The organism is Nocardia sp. NPDC004718 (assembly GCF_053601535.1).
The window spans coordinates 81287-104669 of sequence record NZ_JBSGCA010000002.1 but is presented as its reverse complement, the minus strand read 5'-3'; the positions used below and the strand labels follow the sequence as shown (position 1 = coordinate 104669).

Here is a 23383-nt window from a genome sequence, read left to right as displayed (position 1 = left end):
GGCGGTGACTACTCGCCGCCGTCATCGCGTGCGAGATCAGCGGGGGCGGTGGAAAGCGCTGTACAGGATCACGCGGCCGAGAAGTACGCCGTTCGTGGTGCCGGGTCTGGGATCGGGCGGTGTGGTCCGGGTGGTGGGTGGCGTCTGATCGGCGGGTTCGTCGCGCTTCATGCGGTTGTCCTGTCGTCGGAATGCGGCCCGGCTACGGCGGCGGTGGCTCGGGGCTGAACGCGAACGGCCCGTCCAGGTGGACGGGCCGCACGCTCATCGTCGTCTGCGGGGGGAGATCACCAGCAGGATGCCGATGACGATGGCGGCGAGCACGACGATCCAACCGATCGAGATCATGCCGGCCGCGGGCCAGGATGCCGGGCCGACGAAAGCCCACACGCTGATCGCGAGGGACAGCAGTCCCGCGATGAGCAGCGAGGCGGCGGGGCCGCGGCGGGAGTCGGTCGTCTCCTTCTTCTCTTTCTCAGCCATGCTGCACCTTCACGTTGCCGACGCGGACGTCGACGTTCAGATCGAGCACCGGTGCGCCGGGAGTACCGGGACCGCTGATGCCCTCCGGGCAGAGGGCCTCGGCCATCGTCGCCGTGCACGTGGTGCGGACGGTCATGTCGGCGGGCAGCAGGATGTGGGCTTCGCCCATCCGGACGTCGATGTCCACGGTGCGGTTCTCGGTCAGTTTCAGCGACCGCAGGTCCAGCGTGCCGGTGCCCATGGTCAGCTTGTAGTTCTGGGCCAGATCGGCGACGGAGGCGGGCACCCAGGTGCGGTCGCCCAGTTGATCGGATTCGACCGGGCCGATCGCGGATGCGAGCAGGACGAACCCGGCGAGCGGCGCGGTGAGCACGAGCAAGCCGTAGCCGCGCCGCAGGAACGCGCCGACCACCAGGCCGAGGCCGATCACGGCCAGCGCCGCCGCGGCGATCCGGCCGGGTGTCATCCATTCCGCACCCGAGGCCGCCGCCGCACCGGCACCCGCCGCCGCGAGGAAGGCCAAGCCGATCACCACCGGCGTGAGGCGCGAGCGCGGACGCTTCTGCGGTGGGGCGACGACGGTGCGGGCCGGGGTGGGCTCCGGCAGGTCCCAGGCGAGTGGAGCTACGCCGAGCGGATCCCAGGACGGCGGGGTCGGGCCGCCGATGATCGCCGGGTGAGCGGCCGCGGGGCCACGCGAACTCGGAGCGCGGCCCGGGGCCGCAACGTCTTTGCCGAGTGAGATCGGAGCGTCGGACGATGACGGTCTCGTGCCTGGTCCGCTTTCGGCTCGAGCTTCATGAGTCGTGTCCGATCCGGCCGAATCGGCTCGGTCGGTGTGAGTCGTGTCCGATCCGGCTCCGCCGACCGAATCGATCCGGCCGCTGCCGACCGCTGCCGGGCCGTCTTGATCGCCGACCGTGGCGGGCGAATCGGTCCGGCCGGTGATCTGCGCGTCCGTTTCTCTCTCGTCGGCGACCGAACTCGTCGCTGATCCGGCGGCAGCGGGCATGGCGACGTTGTCCGGCACCACGGTCGCGTCATCGGCCGCGGGCTTGTGCAGCGGGACCGTCGAGCTGTCCGCGGCGGGCGCGGGCGGCTCCGGGACGTAGGAATCCGGCAGTTTCGTGTACGGCGTGTACACGGCGGTCGGCGGCACGTACAGATCGCCGACCGTCCGGGTCGCTCCTTGCGGGAAGACCGCGCCGGGGTAGCCGGTGGCGTTGATCCCGCTCTCGGGGGCGAATCCGCCGAACACTTCGGTGGTCCCGGGTGGCGGGTTGGGGGTGCGCAGGTGCAGCATCCACCAGCCCGCCAGCATCAGGGCGAGGCTGATCAGGCCGGACCCGCCGAGTCCGACACCGACCGGTCCCATCGTGCTGACCGCGATGGCGAGCGCCACGATCAACACGATGGTCTTGGTCTGCGACTGCGAGCTGTGGCCCTTGCCGACCAGCGACTCGGCCGCGGATGCCTGGTCGCCCGCCGCGCTGAGCAGTAGCCAGGCCAGCAGGTAGAGCACGATGCCCGCGCCGCCGAAGATCGTCGAGACGACGAACGCGACCCGAACCAGTACCGGATCGATCTCGTAGCGGCGCGCGAACCCCGCCGCGACACCCGCGACGGGCCCCTGCTGCGGCAATCGGACCGGCCGGGTCTGCCATATCTGCTGGACCTGGTCGCCGAAGCTCGTTTTCGTCATGTTTCCCATGGTGTGCCGATCCGTGGAATCGGCGCATCGGGGGGAACCCTGAAAAACAGCCTGAACACTTTGGACCGATCCACTGATGCAGCAAACTTTCAGCTATGCACGGGTTCGGCGGGGCCCGGCCGCGTCCGCCCTGGTCGGCGCGGGTGTGGTCGAGCAAGATCAGGGTGAATCCCGATGCTGGCGGCTTCGTCGCCGTGCCAGTATCGAAGACATGTACCCGTCTGTTCCCGCGTTCGACACCCGGGGGTTCGACGCTGCACGTGGGCTGGGACCCGCGCCCGCGCCGGTCCCATGGCCGCCGCAGGCGCGGATCTTCCGCCGGTCGGGCGGCCGGATCGTCGGCGGAGTGGCGGGCGGTCTGGCCGACCATCTCGGCGTCGACGTGTTCAAGGTGCGGATGGCGTTCGTGCTGCTGTCCGCGCTGGCCGGGGCGGGCATCGTCGCGTACGGGCTGCTGTGGATCTTCACGCCCGGTGGGTCGGATCAGGCGAAACCCTCCGGTACGGAGCGGCGGCAGGCGATCGGGCTCGCGATGCTCGGGCTCGGGCTCGCGATCGCCGTGTCCTGGGTGTTCAGCGGTACCGCGGCGAAGGTGATCGCGCCGATCATCGTGGTGGCGGTCGGCGCGGCGCTGGTGTGGCGGGAGTACGACGTCGACGGGCCGCGTTCGCTGCTCGGGCTGCCCGCGCGGCCATCGGTGATCACCTGGTCGCGCATCGTCGCCGGTGCGACGCTGATCGTGGCCGGTCTGGGTGTCGTGGTGCTGGCCAGGATCAATTTGAGCTCGATCGGATCGGCGCTGCTGGCGGTGGCGGTCACGCTGATCGGTGCGGGACTGCTGACGGTTCCGCTGTGGCTGCGCATGATGCGCGCGCTGAACGCCGAGCGCGCCGCCCGCATCCGCAACGAGGAACGCGAGGAGATCGCCTCGCACCTGCATGATTCCGTGCTCCAGACACTCGCGCTCATCCAGCGTCAGGCCGACGACCCGCAGGAAGTGCTGCGGTTGGCCCGCAGCCAGGAGCGGGAACTGCGGAAATGGCTGTTCGAGGATTCCGGGCCCGCGCAGTCGAGCTTGGCCGCGGCCCTGCGGACCATCGCGGGCGAGGTGGAGGACCAGCACGGCGTGAAGGTGGCGCCGGTGACCGTCGGCGACGTATCGATGGACGTCGACGGCTCCGGATCGGGTCTGCCGAAGGAACACTTCACCGCCCTGCTCGGCGCGAGCAGGGAAGCGCTGGTCAACGCCGCCAAGCACGCGGGTGTCCCGGAGATCGATCTGTTCGCCGAGGTCGAGCCGCATCAGGTGAGCATCTTCGTCCGTGACCGCGGCTCCGGCTTCGACCTCGCGTCCGTGCCGGAGGATCGCCGCGGCCTGGCGAAGTCCGTTCGCGGCCGGATCGAGCGCCGCGGCGGCCAGGTGGACATCCTGTCGACGCCGGGTCGCGGCACCGAGGTCCGAATCACCATGCCGCGGACCGATTCCGGCTGCGCCCCCTTGGACGAAGAGCCCGCTCCGGCCGCCCACTAGGCACGTGTTCCGCACCTGCCAGGACGAGACAGGCGTGTGGGGGACGAGTGTGGTACGGGTTGGGGGTCAAGGGTCGGTTAGGAGAAGTAGGTGACCGTGCGGGTCTTTCTCGTCGATGATCACGCCGTTTTTCGGTCGGGTGTGCGTGCTGAATTGAGCCGGGAGGCGGATATGGAGGTGGTCGGTGAGGCCGGCGGGGTCGCGGAGGCGGTAGCCGGGATCAATGCCGAGCGACCGGACGTCGTCCTGCTCGACGTGCACATGCCCGACGGAGGCGGGGTGGCGGTGCTGGCGGGTATCGAGCCGGGGCCGGTGTGCCTGGCGCTGAGCGTGTCCGACGCGGCCGAGGACGTGATCGCGGTGATCCGTGCCGGGGCCAGAGGGTATGTCACCAAGACGATTTCGGGAGCCGAGCTGGCCGATGGCATCCGCCGGGTGGCGGGCGGCGATGCGGTCTTCAGCCCGCGCCTGGCCGGTTTCGTCCTGGACTCGTTCACCGGGAGGTCCCCGGTACCCGAGCCGCCCCTGGATCCCGAACTCGACTCCCTGACCCCGCGTGAGCTCGAGGTCCTGCGCCTGCTCGCGCGCGGCTACACATACCGCGAGATCGCCGAATCACTCTTCATCTCGGTCAAAACCGTGGAGACGCACGCCTCCAACGTCCTGCGCAAGACCCAGCAGTCCAACCGCAACGCCCTGACCCGATGGGCCCACCGCCGCCGCATCGACTGACTGCCGTTCGGCTCCGGGTGCCCGGAGGTCAGAGGACCGCGACGATGATTCCGATGATGATGACCAGGCCGATCAGCAGGCCGACGGCGATGGCCAGGGGCGCGTTGCCGGGCTGAGAATTCCTGGTGCGCTGCGGGGGCGGTGCCGCGGCCGCTCCCGCGAGGTTGCGGTGCGGGCGGGGGAGCGGCGTGGAGTGCTGGCTGCGGATCCCCGATGCCGAATTGCGCGCGGCCCAGAACGGGATGGTTCCGTCCTCGGTGCGGACGGGCGCGCCGAGAATGTACGGTCCGGTGCCGGGACCGAAAGCGGCGGTGAGGATTTCGTCGCGCGCCTCGGCCATGGTGGGGCGGCGCTGCGGCGCGGGCTCCATCATGTGCAGCAGCGCCTGGGTGAGCATGCCGCTGCGGGTCGGTGGGATGATCTGCGCCATGGCGGCGCGGTGCACGATGACGTCGCTGTCCTCGTCGAAGCCGTACGGCGGCTGTCCTTCGATCGCGGTGTAGAGCGTGGCGCCCAGGGAGAACACGTCGCTGGCCTTGGTCGGTTGCGCTCCGCGCGCGACCTCGGGGGGCAGGTAGGAGGGGGTGCCGGTGATCACGCCGTCCGGTTCGTCGAGCAGGTCGCCCGCACCGCTGGAGATGCCGAAGTCGCTGAGTTTCGCCATGCCCACGCCGGTGCCACGGTCGGCGACGAGGATGTTGCCCGGCTTGATATCCCGGTGCACGATGCCGACCGCGTGCGCGGCGGCCAGCGCGTCGGCGACCTGGGCGCCGATCTGCGCGACCTCGATCGGCGGCAGTGTATCGACCAGCGCGAGCGCCTTCGCGACACTGCGCGACGGCAGGTGCTCCATCACCAGCCAGGGCTCACCGGCCTCGAGCACCACGTCGTACACGGCGATCGCGTGGTCGTGCGAGAGCTTCGCGGCGACCCGGCCCTCGTGCATGATCTGGTTGCGGACCGCGTCGGCTTCGGCCTCATCGAGGCCGGCCGTGGTGAGCACCTGCTTGATCGCGACGTCCCGGTCGAGCAGGCGGTCGTGCGCCAGCCATACCGCGCCCATGCCGCCGCCACCCAGCTTCGACTGGAGGCGGTAGCGGCCTGCGACGAGATATTGGGGGCCGACAGTGGGACGAGCGCGTTCGGTCACGGGTGCAGGGTAACGGAAAATGGGGCTAGCTGGCCTGATTCGTGTTCGCGCATAGGCGAGACATCCGGCACGATCGTGTGTTGCGCCCGCCCCGGGTTCGGATGTGTGCCGCAAACCATACCGATGACTGGGCGCCGGGCGTGGTGGCCGGACGCGCGCCACCATACCGGTGAATGGGTGCCGAGTGCGGTAGCCGGGCGCGCGCCGGGTCCGTCCCCGTCGAGTCCCGCATCGGGTCTATGCCGGTGGGCCCGCTGTCCGCGACACGAGTCGCCGCATCTTGACGAAACCCGGGGGTCGGTTTCTACTGAGTCGATATCGAACGTATATTCGATACCAATCGATAGCTGAATCGGTGCTGACGCTCGAATCGAGGGTCGCTCCGCATGCTTCGCCTCGGGTCCATCGCGGGAAGTGGGTGGTTGAGATGGGTTCGGATGCGATATCGCAGGGAGGGGTGAATCGGGGAGCGCTGTCGCGCGGTGGTGGGCGGGAGGATGCTCCCTCCCTTGCTGAGCTGCGCAGACGCATGGCCGCGGTGCCGGGGCGGGGTGAATCGGCAACGCAGCGGGTCCCGCTCGGCGCCGAGTCGCGCCGAGCGGCTTTGCCGGTGCCCGCTGCGCTCGCACCGCTGTTGCCCGACGGTGGCTTGGTCACGGGTTCCGTGGTGGCGTACACGGGAGCGAGTTCGTTGCTCGCCGGTCTGCTCGCCGCGGTGACCGAGGGTGGTGGGCACGCCGCGGTGGTGGGCATGCCCCGGCTCGGTCTGCTCGCCGCGGTGGAGATGGGGGCGCAGTTGCGGCGGCTGGCCGTGATCGCCGATCCCGGCCCCGACCCGGTGGAAGTGGCCGCGGTGCTGCTCGACGGGCTCGATCTGGTCGTACTCGGACTCGGGGGCGCCGCCGTCGCGCCCGCTCGCAGCCGGGTGATCGCCGCCCGCGCCCGCAACAAGGGCGCCACCCTGGTGGTCGCCGACGGTCGCTGGCCCGGCGCGTCCCTCCAGCTCGATGCCCGTATCGCGGGGTATGCCGGTCTCGGCCGCGGGCGCGGACGCTTGCGTTCGCTCGGTTTGACGGTCGAAGTGCGCGGCAAGGCGGGACCGCCACGGCGTGGGCGGCTGGATTTGTGCCCGAATGCGGGGCGCGTGGAATGGGTGCTGCGCGAAAAGGCGGCTCCGCCAGTCGAAGCCGTCGACACACAGGAGGCGGTGTCGTGAGTGCCGCGGCCCGCGACGCGGCGCCGTGATCCGGCCGGGAGCGAAGCGGGTGCTCGCCCTGTGGTGCCCGGACTGGCCCGCCGTCGCCGCGGCGGCGGTGGCAGGCCTGCCCGCGACGCGGCCGGTGGCGGTGCTGTTCGCCAACCGGGTGGTGGCCTGTTCGGCGATCGCGCGAGCCGAAGGGGTACGCCGCGGCCTGAAGCGCAGGGAGGCGCAGGCCCGCTGCCCCGAGCTGTTCCTCGCGCAAGAGGATCAGGATCGCGACGCGCGACTGTTCGAACCGCTGGTCGCCGCGGTGGCCGCGACGGTGCCCGGTGTGGAGGTGCTGCGCCCCGGGCTGCTCGTGCTCGGCGCGCGCGGCGCGGCGCGGTTCTTCGGGTCCGAGGAGGCGGCGGCCGAGCGCCTGGTCGACGCGGTGGCAGCGGCCGGGGCGGAAGCGCAGATCGGGATCGCCGACGAACTGTCCACGGCGGTGATCGCCGCCCGCCGCGCCGCGATCGTGTCGGCGGGGGAGGGGGCACGGTTTCTCGCACCGCTACCGGTGGGGGAACTCGCGGTCGAACCGAGCCTGGCCGCCCCGGAACGCGCCGATCTGGTCGATCTGCTGCATCGCTTGGGTCTACGCAGGATCGGCGATTTCGCCGCGCTCTCCGCGGCGGAGGTCGCCTCCCGGTTCGGCACCGACGCCGTGCTCGCGCATCGCTGTGCCAGGGCCGAGCCGGAGCGTCCGCCGTCCGCGCGGCAGCCCCCGCCGGATCTGGTGGTGGAGTACCGCTGTGATCCGCCGATCGAGCGGGTCGACGCGGCCGCTTTCGCCGGTCGCCTGCTCGCCACCCGGCTACACAGCGCGCTCGCGGATGCCGGGCTGGCCTGCGCCAGGCTTTCGGTGCACGCGGAAACCGCGGCGGGGGAAGACCTTTCGCGAATCTGGCGCTGCGCCGAGCCGCTCACGCCGGAGGGCACGGCGGATCGGGTGCGCTGGCAGCTGGACGGCTGGCTCACCCGGCGCGACGGTGCGCGGCCCACCGCGCCGATCACCGTGCTGCGGCTGGAACCGGTCGAGGTGGTCACGGCGGGCGCGCTGCAGCTCGGCTTGTGGGGCGGGGACGGGGAAGAGGACGAACGTGCCCGCCGCGCGCTCATCCGAGTGCAGGGTCTGCTCGGCGGGGAAGCGGTGCGTGTCGGCGTGCTGAGCGGCGGACGCGGCCCCGCCGAACGAATCACCATGGTCACGCTGGGCGACGAACTCGTCCCCGCGGCCGACCCCGCGCAGCCATGGCCGGGCCGGCTGCCCGAGCCCGCCCCCGCCGTGATCCTGATGAACCGTCCGCTGGTGCGACTGGAAGCCGCCGACGGCGCGCCCGTCAAGGTCACCGACCGCGCCCTGTTCGACGCCGATCCCGCGTTGCTGCGCTGGGGGAGCAAACAATGGCGGCTCACCGGCTGGGCCGGCCCGTGGCCGGTGGACGAACGCTGGTGGGCCCCCGATGCGGACGACGCGGAATTCACCGCCCGCGCACAGGTCCAACTCGACGACGCCCCCGCCGCCAGCCGAGTGCTGCTGCTGGTCTATCACGACGAAACCTGGCACGCCGAAGGGATTTACGGCTGAGAGGCCTCATTCCGGGCGCGACCACACGGTCGCCAATGTGAACGGATGTCCCCGCAGGGCGGCCCATTTCGGTTTGCGGGCCAGCCACGCGTCGTCGACCAGTGCCTCGGCCACCTCGGTGAGGACCCAGCCCGCGGCCAAACCGGCCGACAGGTGCTCGCTGATCAAGTGCAGGTGGGTGCTGATCGCCACCGGTTCGCCGGAAGGGTCGGTGTAGTGCGTCGGCATTCCGGAAACCATGATGAATTGCGGGTGGTAGCTGACCAGTACGCAGCGCGCGCCCGGTGCGGCCAGCCGCCACGCCTCCGCGTAGAACGGCGCCAGCTCCGGTAGGTGCTCATCGATCAGCGACGCGATCACCAGGTCGTAGGCGCCTTCCGGCAGACCGGTGGCTCGCACATCCGCTCGGGTCAGCGTGGTGTGGGCGCCGCGTTCGGCCGCCAACGCCAGCATCCCCTGGCTCACGTCGACGCCGTCGATGTGCGGTATTCCGCGGTCCCGCAACCAGGTTCCGGTTCGCCCGGTGCCGCAGCCGAGGTCGGCCGCGCGCCGCACCCGGCCGAGGTCCAGCCGCAGTCGCCCGAGCAGAGCGAGATCCATCTCGTCCAGGACGGTCTGTTCGTAGGTGGGGGCCCAACCGTCGTACCCCGTGGCCACGTCGACGGTGCGGTAGTCGCGACGATCGAAATCGGCGAAGGAGGGCATGCGGCGAGTATTGCCCCGAGTTCGCCCACGCGCCAGGGATTTATCGCGCTGGTCGAAACACCGATGTGGGCAACGAACTTCGCGACGGCGCGGGTATCGGACCCGGTAAGTGCCGTTCGAACTGCGTTTTCGCCGTTGGGTGATCAGCGCTACACCACGCCGGGGCATGGCATGACTGCCGGTATCCTCCTATGTCGTGGATCTGACGCTTGGCCAGGTGACATTCGGAGACGTGCGGATCGCCTATCGGGATTCGGGGGTGGGCGCGGTCAGCGACATCCCTGTGCTGCTCGTGCACGGCATGGGCGGGGACGGGTACACCTGGGACCGGTTCGCGCGTGTTCTCGTGCGATCCGGACGCCGCGTGATCATCCCCGACCTCCGCGGACACGGCCGTAGTTCACACACCGATTCCTATCTCTTCGACGAGTTCGGCGACGATCTGCTGCGCCTGTGCGACCACCTGGAACTGCCCGTGGTGGATCTGGTCGGGCATTCGCTCGGCGGTTACGCGGTGTCGCGCGTCGCGCAGGAGCGCCCGGAACTGGTGCGCAGGCTGGTCATCGAGGAGTGCCCGCTCCCGCTGCGGTCCGGCGCCGAGGAATTGCGCCTGACCCGCCGGTTTCCCACCGCGCCCGAACTGTGGCACGCCACTTCCAGCCTGGTCCGGCACCCGCGCGCGGTGCTCGCCTTCGACCGCTCCATGACGAAGACCGCGCTGGAGCAGTTCCGTAAGCCGAACCCGGAATGGTGGGACCGACTCTCCGATATCACCGCGCCCACCTTGGTGTTGTGCGGCGGACCGGGCGGCATGGTCGATCCGGAGAAACTCGCCATCCTGCAAGAAAGCATCATCGACTGCACGGTGACCACCTTCACCTGCGGCCACAGCATCCACCGCGACCGCTACCTCGACTTCGCCGCAACCGTCCGCCCATTCCTGGCGGGCTGAACCGCGAGCGGCACATGGTCGTGCCGGTCACGGACGCCTTACCAGTGAGTGCCGGGGACCCAGCGGGCGGCGCGGCGTAGGGCCGTGCCGGTGACGCGGCGTGTGGTCGATCGGGGGCGGGGCTGGGGGAGTGGTTCGGCCGGTTCTTCGGGGGTGGTCGACTCGCCTTTGGCTGCGGGGGAATCGGGTAGCGCGCGGTAGTAGCGGTGTAGGACGCGGTCGCGGATCTTCGGGGTGAGCAGCGCGCCGTATTCGGCGATGGTGCCCAAGGGCACGTCGATGCGCTTGGGTCGCTCGGTCAGGGCGCGCACGATGGTCGCGGCCGCCCACTCGGGCGACTCGGCGGGGCCCTGGTCGCCGCTCGGGGTGATCATGGGCGTGCGCACCAGCGGCATGTGGATGGTGGTGAACGTGACGCCGTCCGCCATGGTCTCGACGGCTGCCACCTCGGTGAACTTGTCCAGTGCCGCCTTGCTGGCCAGATATGCCGAGAACCGCGGCGTGGCCACCTGCACGCCCGCGCTGCTGATGTTGACGACGTGCCCGAACTTGCGTTCCCGCATCTGCGGCAGCAGGGCCAGCGTCAGCCGCAGCGCGCCGAAGTAGTTGACGGCCATGGTGCGTTCGAAGTCGTGCAACCGGTCGGTGGAGCGGTGGATGGCGCGGCGGATGGAGCGGCCCGCGTTGTTCACCAGCATGTCCACGTGACCGTGTTCGTCCAGGACGGTTTTGATCACCTGATCGACCGAATCGGAATCGGTGATGTCGCAGGAATACCCGTAGGCCGCGCCGCCCGCCGCCCTGATCTCGTCGACGACCACGGCGAGTTCCTCACCACGGCGCGCGAGCAGGAACACGGTGGCGCCCTTGCCTGCGACCGCGAGCGCGGCCGCCCGCCCGATCCCGGAGGATGCCCCGGTGATGAGGACATGCCGCCCGGTGAGGTCACGATTGTGGCGCCGGCGGCGGGCGGGCTCAGCGGAGGCGTCGGTCATCGCTGCTGCTCCTTTGCAGGTCTGGTGGTCATGAACTTACTCCAAAGTAAGTTCCCTGCCAAGTGCTCTCGGTCGCGTCCGGGATCGGCTGCCCCCGGTCGTCGCGGCGTGTCGCGCCGGTGCGGCCCGTCGGTTCGAGAACCGCACGCGGCCTGCGGATTTGCGAATGCGCGAAACGGATCGAGCAACTCTCGAAACGTTCGAACATATGTGCGATACTCAGCGCATGTCGGACGATCGGATGGCGGAGGTGTTTGCCGCGGTGCGGCTCGGTGGCGTCGACCCCGCGGCGGGGCGACGGGCGTTGGAAAAGCTCTGGGGCGAACTCGGCGAACACGGCGGGGCGTTGCAGCGCTGCGTGGTCGCACATCATCTCGCCGATCTCCAGGAGGAGCCCGCCGAGGCGCTGCGCTGGGATCAGCGCGCGCTGGCCGCGGTGTTCGGGCCAGGTGTGCCGCTCGATGAAGGCCTGCGCGGCTTCTTGCCGTCGCTCTACTTGAACCTGGCCGACAGTCATCGCCGGGTCGGCGAGTTCGAAGTGGCCAGGATGCAGTTGGCCATCGCGCGCGGGCATCTCGACGTCCTCGCCTCCGATGCCTACGGCGCGCTAATCCGGACCCGTCTGAAGGGTGTCGAGGCCGCTCTGTCCGCCGGTTCCGTGGAGCGTCTCCGGGCGTCCTGACCTGCCTGTACATCGCCCGCCTTCGAATGTATGTTCGAGTCGAGGAGGTGAGTCGTGGGTTGGGGAAACGGTCCGCCCAGCTGGGCGGAGATGGAGCGGGTGCTGTCCGGGCGGCCGAGCCCCGATGTGACGTATCCGGGCGACGGCGGCGACAGTCCGGCGTGGTCGCGTAAGCGCGGCGAGTACCGGCCCGAGCCGGTGCGCCCTGTCGATGAACCGACGGTCCCGTACGCGGAGCTGCACGCGCATTCGGCCTACAGCTTCCTGGACGGTGCGAGCCAGCCGGAGGAACTGGTGGAGGAGGCGGTGCGGCTCGGCCTGACGGCGATCGCGCTCACCGATCACGACGGCTTCTACGGCACCGTCCGTTTCGCCGAGGCGGCCAAGGAATGGGGCATGCCCACCGTCTTCGGAGCCGAACTGTCGCTCGGCACGGCACTCGAACCACACGTGCCGGGCACCGTGCGCGGGCACGCCGCCGTCCCCGACTCGGCGCCGCGCACCGGCGCGCCGGACCCGGCCGGGCCGCATCTACTGGTGCTGGCCCGCGGCCAAGAGGGCTACCGCAGGCTTTCCCGAGAGATCGCCGCCGCGCACATGGCCGCGGGGGCGAAGGGCATCCTGCGCTACGACCTCGACACGCTCACCGCGGCGGCCGAGGGGCACTGGCACATCCTGACCGGATGCCGAAAGGGTCACCTGCGCCAGGCGCTCGAACTCGACTCGCGCGCGGGCAGCGCCCGGCTCGAGCGTTCGGAAGCCGCGTTGCGGGAACTCACCGACCGCTTCGGCGCCGATCGGGTGAGCGTGGAACTCACCCATCACGGCATCCCGGAGGACGACGAGCGCAACGCGCATCTCATCGCCCTGGCCGATCGTCTCGGCCTGCCCGTGCTCGCCACCACCGGAGCGCATTTCGCCGCACCGAGCGGGCGTCGCCGAGCCATGGCGCTCGCGGCGATCCGGGCCAGGCAGAGCCTGGACGAGATAGCGGGCTGGCTGGCCCCTGCGGGTGGTGCGCACTTGCGGTCCGGGGCGGAGATGGCGCGGTTGTTCGCCGACTGCCCGCAGGCGGTGGCGAACGCGGCGGCCCTGGCTCGCGAATGTGCCTTCGACCTGCGGTTGATCGCTCCGAACCTGCCGCCCTTCGACGTGCCTGCCGGACACGACGAGCAGTCCTGGCTGCGCGAACTCGCCATGGCGGGCGCCGCGGCGCGCTACGGGACTCCCCAGGAGAACCCGGAGGCCTACCGGCAGATCGAGCACGAGCTCGCGGTGATCAACGACCTGGAATTCCCCGGTTACTTCCTGGTGGTGCACGACATCGTCAGCTTCTGCAAGGACAACGACATCCTCTGCCAGGGCCGCGGGTCGGCGGCCAACTCCGCGGTCTGCTATGCGATCGGCATCACCAATGTCGACCCGGTGCGCAACCACTTGCTGTTCGAGCGTTTCCTCTCCCCGGAGCGCGACGGCCCGCCGGACATCGATGTCGACATCGAATCCGACCGCAGGGAAGAGGCGATCCAGCACGTCTACCGCAAGTACGGCCGCGAGTACGCCGCGCAGGTGGCCAATGTGATCACCTATCGCGGCAAGTCCGCGGTGCGCGATGCCGCACGGGCGCTGGGCTTCTCGCCCGGCCAGCAGGACGCGTGGAGCAAGCAGGTGAGCCGCTGGACCGGCGTGGGCGCAGAGACGAACACCGACATCCCCGCCGAGGTGCTGGAACTGGCCGCCGATATCGAGGGGCTGCCGCGGCATCTCGGCATCCATTCCGGCGGCATGGTGATCTGCGACCGGCCGATCGCCGACGTCTGCCCGGTGGAATGGGCGCGCATGTCCGGCCGCAGCGTCCTGCAGTGGGACAAGGACGATTGCGCGGCCATCGATCTGGTGAAGTTCGACATGCTCGGCCTCGGCATGCTCTCCGCGCTGCACTACATGATCGACCTGGTGCGCGAGCACGAAGGCGAGACCGTCGAGCTGCACGCGCTCGACCTGGCCGAACCCGAGGTCTACGAGATGCTTTCGCGCGCGGACTCGGTGGGCGTCTTCCAGGTGGAGTCGCGTGCGCAGATGGCCACCCTGCCCCGGCTGCGCCCGCGCAGCTTCTACGACCTGGTGGTCGAGGTGGCGCTGATCCGCCCCGGCCCGATCCAGGGCGGGTCGGTGCATCCCTACATCCGCAGGCGCAACGGGGCCGAGGACGTCGTCTACGACCATCCGGCGCTGCAGAATTCGCTGGAACGCACGCTCGGCGTGCCGCTGTTCCAAGAGCAGCTCATGCAGATGGCCGTCGACGTCGCCGGATTCACCGCCGTCGAGGCCGATCAGCTGCGCCGCGCCATGGGCTCCAAGCGGTCACCGGAGCGCATGGAGCGTCTCAAAGCGCGGCTCTACCAGGGCATGCGGGAGCGGCACGGCATCACCGGCGAGGTCGCCGACCGTATCTACGAGAAGCTCTACGCCTTCGCGAATTTCGGCTTTCCCGAGAGTCATTCGCAGAGCTTCGCCTCGATCGTGTACTACTCGGCCTGGTTCAAGCTGCATCACCCCGCCGCCTTCTGCGCGGGTCTGCTGCGCGCCCAGCCGATGGGGTTCTACTCGCCGCAATCACTGGTCGCCGACGCGCGCAGGCACGGGGTCGTGGTGCACGGTCCCGACGTCAACGCCAGCCGCGCCGAGCCCACCCTCGAGGCGAAGGGCGCCGAGGTGCGCCTCGGTCTCGCCGCGATCCGCCAGATCGGCGACGACCTCGCCGAGCGCATCGTCGCCGCCAGGGGTGAGCGGCCCTACACGTCTTTTCTCGACCTGACCGGACGGGTGGAACTCACTGTCGCGCAAGCGGAATCGCTCGCCACGGCGGGCGCGCTCGGCAGCCTGGGCAGCACCCGCCGGGAAGCGCTCTGGGCGGCGGGCGCCGCCGCGGGTGAGCGCCCGGACCGGTTGCCCGGCACCGGCGCGTCCACCACCGCGCCCGTCCTGCCCGGGATGAGCGATCTGGAGACGGCCGCCGCCGACGTCTGGGCCACGGGCGTCTCGCCGGGCAGTTACCCGACGCAGTTCCTGCGCTCCCACCTGGACGCCCTCGGCGTCATACCCGCCTCCGGCCTGCGCACCGTGCCCGACGGCTCGCGGGTCCTGGTGGGCGGCGCGGTGACGCACCGGCAGCGTCCCGCGACCGCGGAGGGCATCACCTTTCTCAATCTGGAAGACGAAACCGGCATGGTGAACATCGTCTGCTCGCTGGGGCTGTGGCGGCGCTACCGGCGCTTGGCCCAAGGCGCGGCCGCGCTGCTCATCCGCGGGCGGGTGCAGAATGCCGAGGGCGTGGTCAGCGTGGTCGCCGAACATCTGCAGCGCATGGATCTGCGGATGGCGTCCAAATCGCGCGACTTCCGTTGAGCCGGTTGCTTCAAGGAAGTGTTAGAAGCGTTCTAGAGAACCGTTATGCGCGGCTTTTCGCGCAGTGCGAACGGCTACTGTGCCAGGCATGAGGAAGCTTGCTGTGCTGTGCGTCGGCGCGCTGGGGTTGATCTTGCTCACCGGCTGCGGTGACGACAACGCGGCACCCGCGCGGGATCGGACGCCGACGATCGTCACCGGTCCGGGACCCGCGGCTCCCGCGCTCGTGCCGCCGGGGCTACACGAGCAGGCGCCGCCCAAGCGGGAGGACAACTCCGGCGCCGAACCGACGTCCACCCGCAAGGAGGTGGTCACCGGCAGCGTCGAGATCACCGCGGACGCGCCGGTCACCGCGGCGGGCACGATCATCGACCAGGTGCGCGCCGCGGGCGGCCGAGTCGACAGCCGCACCGAACAGCCCGGCACCGACGACAACGAGCCCAGCGCCACGCTCGTCGTCCGGCTGCCCGCGGACAAGACCGACGCGTTCATCGCGGGCCTCGGCGGGGTCGGACAGATCACCCGGGTCACCACCAACCGCGACGACGTCACCATGCACTGGGAGGACCTGGACGCGCGGATCAAGGCACTGCAAGCCTCGGTCGACCGGCTGCGCGGACTCATCGCGGGCGCCACCACCACCTCCGACCTGATCGCCGCCGAGCAGGCGCTGTCCAGCCGCCAGGGTGAGCTGGACAGCCTCACCGCGCAGAAGCGCAGGCTCGACGACCAGGTCGCCCTGTCCACGCTGACCATCGACGTCACCACCGATCACAAGAACTCCGGCGACGACCCCGACAACTTCTGGGACGGCATCGTCGCCGGCTGGAACTCGCTGGTGGACTGGCTGCAGGACGCGATCGTGTTCAGCGGCAAAGCGATTCCGTGGCTCGGCTTCCTCGCGGTGGTAGCCGCCGTGCTGTGGGGGATCGTGCGCCTGGCGCGGCGGCGCAAACCCACGCCTGCTGCGGGAGAATCGGCACCGGAGCCGGAGAGCAGCGCCTCGGATGGCGCGGAGACCAGCGCAGGAGGCAAGAGTGCCGACGGTGGTAAGGGCGACGATCAAGCCGAACAGCCGTAAGGGACCGCTGGTGGAGACCCTCGACGACGGCAGCCTGCGACTGTACGTGCGGGCTCCCGCCGTCGAAGGAAGGGCCAACAAGGCCGCCATCGCGTTGCTCGCAGGCCACTACGCAGTCCCCAAGTCCGCCGTCCGGCTGACGGCGGGCGCGACCTCCCGCTTCAAACGATTCGAAATCGACGTGCCTTGACGCCGCCGCAGATCAAATGCCGCCGGGGAAGCCGAGTTGGCGCCATGCCTCGTAGACGGTCACCGCGGCCGCGTTGGAAAGGTTCATGGAGCGGCGGCCGGGCAGCATCGGGATGCGCAGCCGGTCGGTGATGCGCGGATCGGCCAGCACCTCCGCGGGCAGGCCGGTGGGTTCGGTGCCGAACAGCAGCACGTCGTTCTCGCGATAGGCCACGTCCGTGAACCGAGTGGTGCCCTGGGTGGTGAACGCGAAAACCCGCTCCGGGCGCAGTACTTCCCATGCCGCCGCCAGATTCGGGTGCACCGTCACCGACGCCAGATCGTGGTAGTCCAACCCGGCCCTGCGCAACTTCGGCTCCGACAGATCGAATCCCAACGGCTCGATCAGATGCAGATGACACCCGGTCCCCGCGACCAACCGGATCGCGTTGCCGGTATTCGGCGGAATGCACGGCTCATGGAACATCAGATGGAACACGACGCATCAGTCAACCAGGTCGCCGGAGCCGTCCGCCCGCACCCCACACGAGTGGCACACCGCCGCGGGAAGTACTCGCGATTCGCCGCAGGCATGCGCCACTCGTCGACCACCGGACCGGTCTGCAAGAATCGGGAAGGTGACCGATGCCGATACGCCTATCGCCCGGGCCGGACGCCGCGGTTCGGGAGCGGAGTTCTTGCGTTCCCATCTGCCGATGGTCGTCGTGACGCTGGTCATCGTGGTGGCGGTGGTATTCGTGGCGTCCGATCGTTGGCGGCGCGGGACGTTCTTCTTCGGCGGTGCCACCCTGCTGGCGGCGGCATTCCGGCTGTGCCTGCCGACTACCCGGGTGGGGCTGCTGGCGGTGCGCAGCAAGCCGTTCGACGTCGGCGCGCTGACGCTGCTGGGGTCGAGCATCCTGTTCCTCGCGGCCACGATCAACACGCTCGGCGTCGGCTGAGGGCGGGCGACCCAGCGATGGCCGGGTCGCCCTGATGCAGCGGCGTATCGCTCGGCGAAGACCGTCCGTTCGCGCGGACTGCACGCCGATAGCGGCGCTGCGGGAGTGGATCGAGACCAACATCAACCGCATCGAAGCGGCGCGGCGAACCGCAGCGCTCTGCGAGTGGACGGCATCACGGCGCGAGGCACCGATCAGTGCGGGCGGGAGAGGAAGCGCACTTTTTCAGCGTTCGGGGCGCACACCGGCGCGGGCCAGGCGCATGGTCTCGGTCAGCAGTTTGGACACCGCCGCCGCCTCGGTGAGGAATCCGTCGTGCCCGTCGCGGGAGTGCACGATCTCCAGTCCGTCGCATCCGGGCAGCAGATCGGCGAGTTCCTGCTGGGTCCGCAGCGGATAGAGCCGGTCGGAGTCGACGCCGCCGACCACGCACGGCACCGGCGTCGCCGAGAGCGCCGCCTCGATGCCGCCCCGGCCGCGGCCGACGTCGTGGCGGTTCATCGCCTCGGTCAGCAGCACGTACGTGGCGGGATCGAAACGCTTGCAGAGCTTTTCGGCCTGATGGTCCAGGTAGCTCTGCACCGCGTAGCGTCCGCCGTTCCACGGGTCCTCGTCGCCCTGCGGCTTGTTCGCGAACCGGTGATCCAGCTCGAACTCGGTGCGGTAGGTCAGGTGCGCGATCCGCCGGGCCAGCGCCATCCCCGTCGTCGGTGCGCGGCCGGTGCCGTGATAGTCGCCGCCCTGCCAGTCCGGATCGGACGTGATCGCCGCGATCTGGGTGGTCTGGGTGCCGATCTGATCGGCGGTGGCGCGGGCTCCGACCGCGAGCACCAGCGCCGCGGCGACCCGATCCGGTGCGCCGACCATCCACTCGAGCACCCGCATACCGCCCATCGACCCGCCGACCACGGCCGCGAGCCGCTCGACACCGACAAGGTCGAGCAGAGCGGCTTCGGCGGTCACCTGATCTCGGATGGAGATCTCGGGAAAACGCGCGCCCCAAGGCTTTCCGTCCGGAGCCGTGGTGGACGGCCCGGTGCTGCCCTTACAGCCGCCGAGCACGTTCGTCGCGATCACACACCATTCGTCGGTGTCCAGCGGCGCGCCCGGCCCGACCATGCCGTCCCACCAGCCGGGCAGCTGGTGCACGCCGTCGGGCTTGCCGACGACGTGCGAGTCGCCGGTCAGCGCGTGTTCGACCAGCACGACGTTGTCCAGGCCGGGGGAGAGCTCACCCCAGCGTTGTACCGCGAGGTGGACGTCCGGGATGACCGCGCCGTTCTCCAGTCGCACGTCCCCGATGGCGATGGTGCCGAGCTGTCCATCCGGGGGCGGCAGGGCGATGCGGGAGGTCCGCGCGCTCGGTTCGGTGTTCACGGTCATGTCGCCGCCGCCGCGAAACCGGGGGGCGGAGGATCCGGGAGGAAACGTACGATCCCGAACTCGGCACCACGGATGTGCGGGGCCGACTGCGCCGGGCCTCGCTCGGCCCCGGGCGCGGTGAATTCACTCATGGTTTGCTCCCAAGCAGGTGTTCGCCGGTACAGCAGGGGTTAGCGGTGTGTGGGTGACGAACAACAACACATGGCGGCGACCTCCTGTTACGCGCTTGCTCCCGGCTCTCGGGAGCCAGGTCATCACCCGGAGCACCCCACCGCGGCTGGAGGGTTGCCGACCAGCGAGCCGGGGCTTGACGCTGGTACTCATGACCTGTCCGGCATCATAACCGGCGGGCGGTCAGCGCCCGAAATCCTCCATCGAACTCACTGGTCCGCGGCGGTCGGCGCACCACAGCAGGTGCGCACGAACTCGTCGTAGGCCTCGGTGAACGCGGCCCGCCCCGCCTTGGCCGCGACCGCGAGGTCGTCATCGAGGAACACATCGTCGGAGCACTCCATGCCGATGTGGCCGATCAGTTGCCAGGCGCCGACGATCAGTCGCACCGGGCGCGCGTCCGGCGTGGTGCCGAGGCGCTCGGCGACCACCGCGGCGATCGCGTGGTTCTTGTCGTCGGCGTGCTCCATGCTGCGCGCGCTGACCGACGGGCTGCTGCGCAGAATCCGCTGCATCTTCTGGAACTGCCGGAACGACAGCGGATCCGCCTCGCCCGCCGCGGCGGCTTCATCGACCACGTGCAGGAAGGCCTGGCGCAGCGCCCCGAGTTCGTTGCCCGTGCGGGGCAACTCGCGCAGCGTCTCGGCGATGGTTTGCCCGAAATCCTGCACCGGCCCCAGGACGATGTCTTCCTTGCTGTCGAAATAGCGGTTGATCGTGCGCGGCGAGACGTCCGCCGCGTTGGCGATCTGCTCGATCGTGGTCGCGTCGAAGCCCTGTGTGTCGCACAGGTCTAGGGCCGCGGCGATGATCCGCAGCCTGGTCTGTTGCTTCTTGCGTTCGCGCAGGCCCTGGGTCGCCGGGCCGCCGGCGGCGCGGTCGGCCGCTGCGCCCGCGCCCGTCGGCGCCGATAACTCGAGCATGCCCCCATGTTAACGCAACCTGCCGTTTTCCTGTCCGTAACGGTCAAATGTCGTATCGCGACATTTTGCGCTTGACGACAAATGTCGCTAGATGACAGGATTGCTCCGGACATCGAGGACGAGGAGAAGACCGTGACCGAGACCGCGACAGCGGTGCACGCGCCGCAGCGGGCGAGCGGTTCAGCGCGTTGGCTCGCGCTGGGAGTGATCGCGTTAGCCCAGCTCATGGTGGTGCTGGACGCCACCATCGTGACAATCTCGCTGCCGTTCGCGCAGCGTGATCTCGACATCAGCGACGGCAACCGGCAATGGATGCTCACCGCCTACACGCTGATCTTCGGTGGTCTGCTGCTGCTCGGCGGCAGGCTGGCCGACTACCTCGGCCGACGCCGGATCTTCATCGTCGGCCTGATCGGCTTCGCGAGTGCGTCGGCGCTGGCCGGTCTCGCGCAGACCGGTGCGGAACTGTTCGCCGGACGCGCGTTGCAGGGCGCGTTCGCCGCACTGCTGGCTCCGGCCGCGCTGTCGCTGCTGTCGGTGACCTTCACCGAGCCCGGCGAGCGGGCCACCGCGTTCGGTGTGTTCGCGGGCATCTCCGCGGGTGGTGCGGCGCTGGGCCTGATCGCCGGTGGCGCGCTCACCGAATACGCCTCCTGGCGCTGGTGCCTGCTGGTCAACACGCCGATCGCGCTGATCGCGCTGCTCGGCGCGCTGGCCTGGGTGGCGAAGGACGTGCCCGCGCCGCGCAGCGGGGGATACGACGTGCCAGGAGCCGTCACCGTGACGCTCGGCCTGATCGCCATCGTGTACGGCTTCAGTCGTGCCGCCGATGACGGCTGGCTGGCAGGCAGCACGCTGGCGCTGCTGGTCGCCGGGCTGGCCTTGCTCGTCGCCTTCGTCGCGATCGAACGGCGCTCGGCGAACCCGCTGCTGCCGTTGCACATCCCGGGTGAGATCAACCGGGGCGGCGCGTTCCTCGCCGCGCTGCTCATCCCGATCGCGATGTTCGCGATGTTCCTGTTCCTGAGCTTCTACTTCCAGATCACGCTGGGCTACTCCGCCCTGAAGGCGGGCTTCGCGTTCCTGCCCTTCCCGGCGGGCATCGCGATCTCGGCGGGTGTCACCAGTGCTCTGCTGCCGAAGCTCGGCCCGCGTCCGCTGATGCTGGCCGGGGCCGTGCTGGGCGTCATCGGCCTGGTGCTGCTGGCTCAACTGAGCTTCGGTGACAGCTTCCTCGCCGGTGTGCTGCCCGCTCAGGTGCTCATCGCGCTCGGTATGGGTCCGCTGTTCGTCGGCATGCAGACGGTCGCGCTGCATCAGGTGGAGGAAGAGGACTCCGGCGTCGCCTCCGCGCTGCTGAACGCGGCGCAGCAGGTCGGCGGCGCGGTCGGCACGGCGTTGCTGACCACCATCTCGGTGCAGGTCGCCAAGACCTTCGCGCACGACAATCCCGGCATCGACAACCTGGCCGCGCGGGCCGCGATCCACAGTTACGATGTGGCCTTCTACGTCGGCGCCGGGTTCTTCCTGGCGGCCATCCCGATCATCGCGCTGATGATCCGGGACCGGCCGGAGAACCTGATCGAAGGTTCCGAGGACGGGGCACGGCTTCCGGTCGCGGTCTGATCCACCGGAACGAGGTCCGGGCGGCGTGCTCACGCCGCGCGGGCCTCGTCGTGTGCCAGGCGGTTGCCGTGCTGGAACGGAAGGCGGATCATGGCGGCGACGGCGGTTGCGCGGGTGCCGCCGCGGCGCTGGAAGGCATTGCCTACCAATCGGTAACAAAGGTGGTCCAGCTCACACCGGGGGCTGCCCGTGCGGTGAGGACTTCGGCAGCAGTACGCTTGTCTTGTTTGCACCACATGTCCCGCCGACAACGCGGGACATATACGTTGTCTGTTGGAACAGCTGGGGTCCGCTCACAAGCGTGTTCGCCTGGCCGTGCAATGAGGGCACCATCCTAGGAGGACACGAAGATCCATGTCCAAGATCAAGGTTGAAGGCACCGTCGTAGAACTCGACGGCGACGAGATGACCCGGATCATCTGGCAGTTCATCAAGGACAAGCTGATCCACCCCTACCTCGACGTGAACCTCGAGTACTACGACCTCGGCATCGAGTACCGCGACAAGACCGATGATCAGGTCACCATCGACGCCGCCGAAGCCATCAAGAAGCACGGCGTCGGTGTGAAGTGCGCCACTATCACTCCGGACGAGGCGCGAGTCAAGGAATTCGGCCTCAAGAAGATGTGGCGGTCGCCCAACGGCACCATCCGCAACATCTTGGGTGGCACCATCTTCCGGGCCCCGATCATCATCTCGAACGTTCCGCGGCTGGTGCCGGGCTGGACCAAGCCGATCATCATCGGCCGCCACGCCTTCGGCGATCAGTACCGCGCCACCGACTTCAAGGTGTTCCAGGGCGGTACCGTCACCGTGACCTTCACCCCGGACGACGGCAGCGAGCCGATCGAGCACGAGGTCGTGAAGATGCCCGAGGAGGGCGGTGTCGTCCTGGGCATGTACAACTTCCGCAAGTCCATCGAGGACTTCGCGCGGGCGTCGTTCAACTACGGCCTGCAGCAGAACTACCCGGTGTACATGTCGACGAAGAACACCATCCTCAAGGCCTACGACGGCATGTTCAAGGACACGTTCCAGGACATCTTCGACGCCGAGTTCAAGAGCCAGTTCGACGCCGCGGGCCTGACCTACGAGCACCGGCTGATCGATGACATGGTCGCCTCCTCGATGAAGTGGGAGGGCGGCTACGTCTGGGCGTGCAAGAACTACGACGGCGACGTGCAGTCCGACACGGTGGCGCAGGGCTTCGGCTCGCTCGGCCTGATGACCTCGGTGCTGCTGACCCCGGACGGCCGCACCTGTGAGGCCGAGGCCGCGCACGGCACCGTCACCCGGCACTACCGCCAGCACCAGCAGGGCAAGCCGACCTCGACCAACCCGATCGCGTCCATCTTCGCCTGGACCCGCGGGCTCGAGCATCGCGGCAAGCTGGACAACACCCCCGAGGTCATCGGCTTCGCGCAGACTTTGGAGGACGTCGTCATCAAGACCGTCGAGGGCGGCCAGATGACCAAGGATCTCGCGCTGCTCGTCGGCGGTGACCAGGGCTATCTGAGCACCGAGGAGTTCCTCGGCGCGCTGGACGCCAACCTGGCTCGCGCGCTGCGCTGATCGCGGGGCCGAGCCGCGTCGCTCGGCCGATTCCGGCGCTGGGTGGTCACCCAGCGCCGGGCCGAACCACGGGCACCCGCCCCACCCTCGGTGGAACGGGTGCCCGGACTGTTCGCGACCGATTCGCTGGGAGCGTCGGCCCGTCGCGCATGCCTCGCGATGTCGCCGCTTGTCAGCTCGCGCCGACTCCGGTGGGATCGAGCAGGCCCGCGAAAGCGCGGGTGAAACTGGCCGCCCCATTGTCGCGTTCGACCTCCGCTTCGAACAGTCGCAGCAGGGGATCGAGCAGATCGGTCGCCACGCCTTCATGCCCATTCCCT

At 69.5% G+C, this 23383-nt stretch carries 22 protein-coding genes and 1 riboswitch; of the genes, 12 read left to right on the top strand and 10 right to left on the bottom strand.

What is annotated here, in order from left to right; translation table 11 throughout:
• Nucleotides 1-36: 36 nt before the first annotated feature.
• From ACWEH3_RS02575 to ACWEH3_RS02565, 3 genes are all read right to left on the bottom strand, one after another.
• Complete coding sequence (locus ACWEH3_RS02575) at nucleotides 37-171, bottom strand: hypothetical protein (RefSeq protein WP_450015105.1); 135 nt, start codon at nucleotides 169-171, stop codon at nucleotides 37-39.
• Between the two features lie 93 nt (nucleotides 172-264).
• Nucleotides 265-483: a hypothetical protein gene (locus ACWEH3_RS02570; protein ID WP_450015106.1), complete on the bottom strand. Its 219-nt coding sequence runs from the start codon at nucleotides 481-483 to the stop codon at nucleotides 265-267.
• A complete protein-coding gene (locus tag ACWEH3_RS02565) occupies nucleotides 476-2194 on the bottom strand; it encodes a PspC domain-containing protein (RefSeq protein WP_452358257.1) in 1719 nt (572 codons plus the stop codon). Before ACWEH3_RS02565 ends, ACWEH3_RS02570 begins: the two co-directional genes overlap by 8 nt.
• A 211-nt stretch (nucleotides 2195-2405) precedes the next feature.
• Between ACWEH3_RS02565 and ACWEH3_RS02560 the strand changes: the two genes are divergently transcribed.
• Both ACWEH3_RS02560 and ACWEH3_RS02555 read left to right on the top strand, forming a co-directional pair.
• Nucleotides 2406-3725: an ATP-binding protein gene (locus ACWEH3_RS02560; RefSeq protein ID WP_450015108.1), complete on the top strand. Its 1320-nt coding sequence runs from the start codon at nucleotides 2406-2408 to the stop codon at nucleotides 3723-3725.
• Between the two features lie 96 nt (nucleotides 3726-3821).
• Nucleotides 3822-4457, top strand: a complete 636-nt coding sequence (locus ACWEH3_RS02555; RefSeq protein ID WP_157111826.1) for a response regulator — start codon at nucleotides 3822-3824, stop codon at nucleotides 4455-4457.
• A 28-nt stretch (nucleotides 4458-4485) separates the two neighbouring features.
• Here the strand turns inward: ACWEH3_RS02555 and ACWEH3_RS02550 are convergent, their stop codons facing one another.
• Nucleotides 4486-5607, bottom strand: a complete 1122-nt coding sequence (locus tag ACWEH3_RS02550; RefSeq protein WP_450015109.1) for a serine/threonine-protein kinase — start codon at nucleotides 5605-5607, stop codon at nucleotides 4486-4488.
• A 529-nt stretch (nucleotides 5608-6136) separates the two neighbouring features.
• Between ACWEH3_RS02550 and ACWEH3_RS02545 the strand changes: the two genes are divergently transcribed.
• Complete coding sequence (locus tag ACWEH3_RS02545) at nucleotides 6137-6823, top strand: hypothetical protein (RefSeq protein WP_450015125.1); 687 nt, start codon at nucleotides 6137-6139, stop codon at nucleotides 6821-6823.
• Nucleotides 6824-6848: 25 nt separating this feature from the next.
• The gene (locus ACWEH3_RS02540; protein WP_450015110.1) at nucleotides 6849-8435 is read left to right on the top strand and encodes a DNA polymerase Y family protein; all 1587 of its coding nucleotides are present in this window, start codon (nucleotides 6849-6851) and stop codon (nucleotides 8433-8435) included.
• Between the two features lie 6 nt (nucleotides 8436-8441).
• On the opposite strand, the gene ACWEH3_RS02535 is transcribed toward ACWEH3_RS02540, so the two are convergent.
• On the bottom strand, nucleotides 8442-9140 hold the full coding sequence (locus ACWEH3_RS02535) for a class I SAM-dependent DNA methyltransferase (RefSeq protein WP_379252044.1): 699 nt from the start codon (nucleotides 9138-9140) through the stop codon (nucleotides 8442-8444).
• 196 nt (nucleotides 9141-9336) lie between these two features.
• Between ACWEH3_RS02535 and ACWEH3_RS02530 the strand changes: the two genes are divergently transcribed.
• A complete protein-coding gene (locus ACWEH3_RS02530) occupies nucleotides 9337-10092 on the top strand; it encodes an alpha/beta fold hydrolase (RefSeq protein ID WP_450015111.1) in 756 nt (251 codons plus the stop codon).
• 38 nt (nucleotides 10093-10130) lie between these two features.
• Here ACWEH3_RS02530 and ACWEH3_RS02525 read toward each other — a convergent pair whose 3' ends face one another.
• On the bottom strand, nucleotides 10131-11087 hold the full coding sequence (locus tag ACWEH3_RS02525) for an SDR family NAD(P)-dependent oxidoreductase (RefSeq protein ID WP_450015112.1): 957 nt from the start codon (nucleotides 11085-11087) through the stop codon (nucleotides 10131-10133).
• Nucleotides 11088-11313: 226 nt separating this feature from the next.
• Here ACWEH3_RS02525 and ACWEH3_RS02520 point away from each other — a divergent pair, with 226 nt between their 5' ends.
• The 4 genes from ACWEH3_RS02520 to ACWEH3_RS02505 all read left to right on the top strand — a co-directional run bounded on the left by ACWEH3_RS02520 (nucleotide 11314) and on the right by ACWEH3_RS02505 (nucleotide 16448).
• Nucleotides 11314-11769 carry a hypothetical protein gene (locus tag ACWEH3_RS02520; RefSeq protein WP_450015113.1) on the top strand — a complete coding sequence of 152 codons (456 nt, stop codon included), beginning with the start codon at nucleotides 11314-11316 and terminating at the stop codon, nucleotides 11767-11769.
• 54 nt (nucleotides 11770-11823) lie between these two features.
• Nucleotides 11824-15177 carry an error-prone DNA polymerase gene (locus ACWEH3_RS02515; RefSeq protein WP_450015114.1) on the top strand — a complete coding sequence of 1118 codons (3354 nt, stop codon included), beginning with the start codon at nucleotides 11824-11826 and terminating at the stop codon, nucleotides 15175-15177.
• A gap of 88 nt (nucleotides 15178-15265) precedes the next feature.
• Nucleotides 15266-16258 carry a DUF4349 domain-containing protein gene (locus ACWEH3_RS02510; RefSeq protein ID WP_450015115.1) on the top strand — a complete coding sequence of 331 codons (993 nt, stop codon included), beginning with the start codon at nucleotides 15266-15268 and terminating at the stop codon, nucleotides 16256-16258.
• The gene (locus ACWEH3_RS02505; protein WP_450015116.1) at nucleotides 16185-16448 is read left to right on the top strand and encodes a DUF167 domain-containing protein; all 264 of its coding nucleotides are present in this window, start codon (nucleotides 16185-16187) and stop codon (nucleotides 16446-16448) included. Before ACWEH3_RS02510 ends, ACWEH3_RS02505 begins: the two co-directional genes overlap by 74 nt.
• A 12-nt stretch (nucleotides 16449-16460) precedes the next feature.
• Here the strand turns inward: ACWEH3_RS02505 and ACWEH3_RS02500 are convergent, their stop codons facing one another.
• Nucleotides 16461-16925 (bottom strand): tRNA (cytidine(34)-2'-O)-methyltransferase, encoded by a 465-nt coding sequence (locus ACWEH3_RS02500; protein ID WP_355079013.1) that lies wholly within the window; start codon nucleotides 16923-16925, stop codon nucleotides 16461-16463.
• A 217-nt stretch (nucleotides 16926-17142) separates the two neighbouring features.
• On the opposite strand from ACWEH3_RS02500, the gene ACWEH3_RS02495 reads away from it, so the two are divergent.
• On the top strand, nucleotides 17143-17388 hold the full coding sequence (locus ACWEH3_RS02495; protein WP_355079114.1) for a DUF3017 domain-containing protein: 246 nt from the start codon (nucleotides 17143-17145) through the stop codon (nucleotides 17386-17388).
• A gap of 225 nt (nucleotides 17389-17613) precedes the next feature.
• On the opposite strand, the gene metX is transcribed toward ACWEH3_RS02495, so the two are convergent.
• Both metX and ACWEH3_RS02485 read right to left on the bottom strand, forming a co-directional pair.
• The gene (gene metX, locus ACWEH3_RS02490) at nucleotides 17614-18771 is read right to left on the bottom strand and encodes a homoserine O-acetyltransferase MetX (RefSeq protein ID WP_450015117.1); all 1158 of its coding nucleotides are present in this window, start codon (nucleotides 18769-18771) and stop codon (nucleotides 17614-17616) included.
• Between the two features lie 217 nt (nucleotides 18772-18988).
• Nucleotides 18989-19099: riboswitch (SAM riboswitch) on the bottom strand.
• Nucleotides 19100-19151: 52 nt separating this feature from the next.
• Nucleotides 19152-19865 carry a TetR family transcriptional regulator gene (locus tag ACWEH3_RS02485; protein ID WP_450015118.1) on the bottom strand — a complete coding sequence of 238 codons (714 nt, stop codon included), beginning with the start codon at nucleotides 19863-19865 and terminating at the stop codon, nucleotides 19152-19154.
• A gap of 81 nt (nucleotides 19866-19946) precedes the next feature.
• Here ACWEH3_RS02485 and ACWEH3_RS02480 point away from each other — a divergent pair, with 81 nt between their 5' ends.
• Together ACWEH3_RS02480 and ACWEH3_RS02475 are read left to right on the top strand one after the other, a co-directional pair.
• Nucleotides 19947-21491 carry an MFS transporter gene (locus ACWEH3_RS02480; RefSeq protein WP_450015119.1) on the top strand — a complete coding sequence of 515 codons (1545 nt, stop codon included), beginning with the start codon at nucleotides 19947-19949 and terminating at the stop codon, nucleotides 21489-21491.
• A gap of 354 nt (nucleotides 21492-21845) precedes the next feature.
• Nucleotides 21846-23063, top strand: a complete 1218-nt coding sequence (locus tag ACWEH3_RS02475) for an NADP-dependent isocitrate dehydrogenase (protein ID WP_450015120.1) — start codon at nucleotides 21846-21848, stop codon at nucleotides 23061-23063.
• A 172-nt stretch (nucleotides 23064-23235) separates the two neighbouring features.
• Here ACWEH3_RS02475 and ACWEH3_RS02470 read toward each other — a convergent pair whose 3' ends face one another.
• Nucleotides 23236-23364 (bottom strand): hypothetical protein, encoded by a 129-nt coding sequence (locus ACWEH3_RS02470; protein WP_450019377.1) that lies wholly within the window; start codon nucleotides 23362-23364, stop codon nucleotides 23236-23238.
• Nucleotides 23365-23383: the final 19 nt, after the last annotated feature.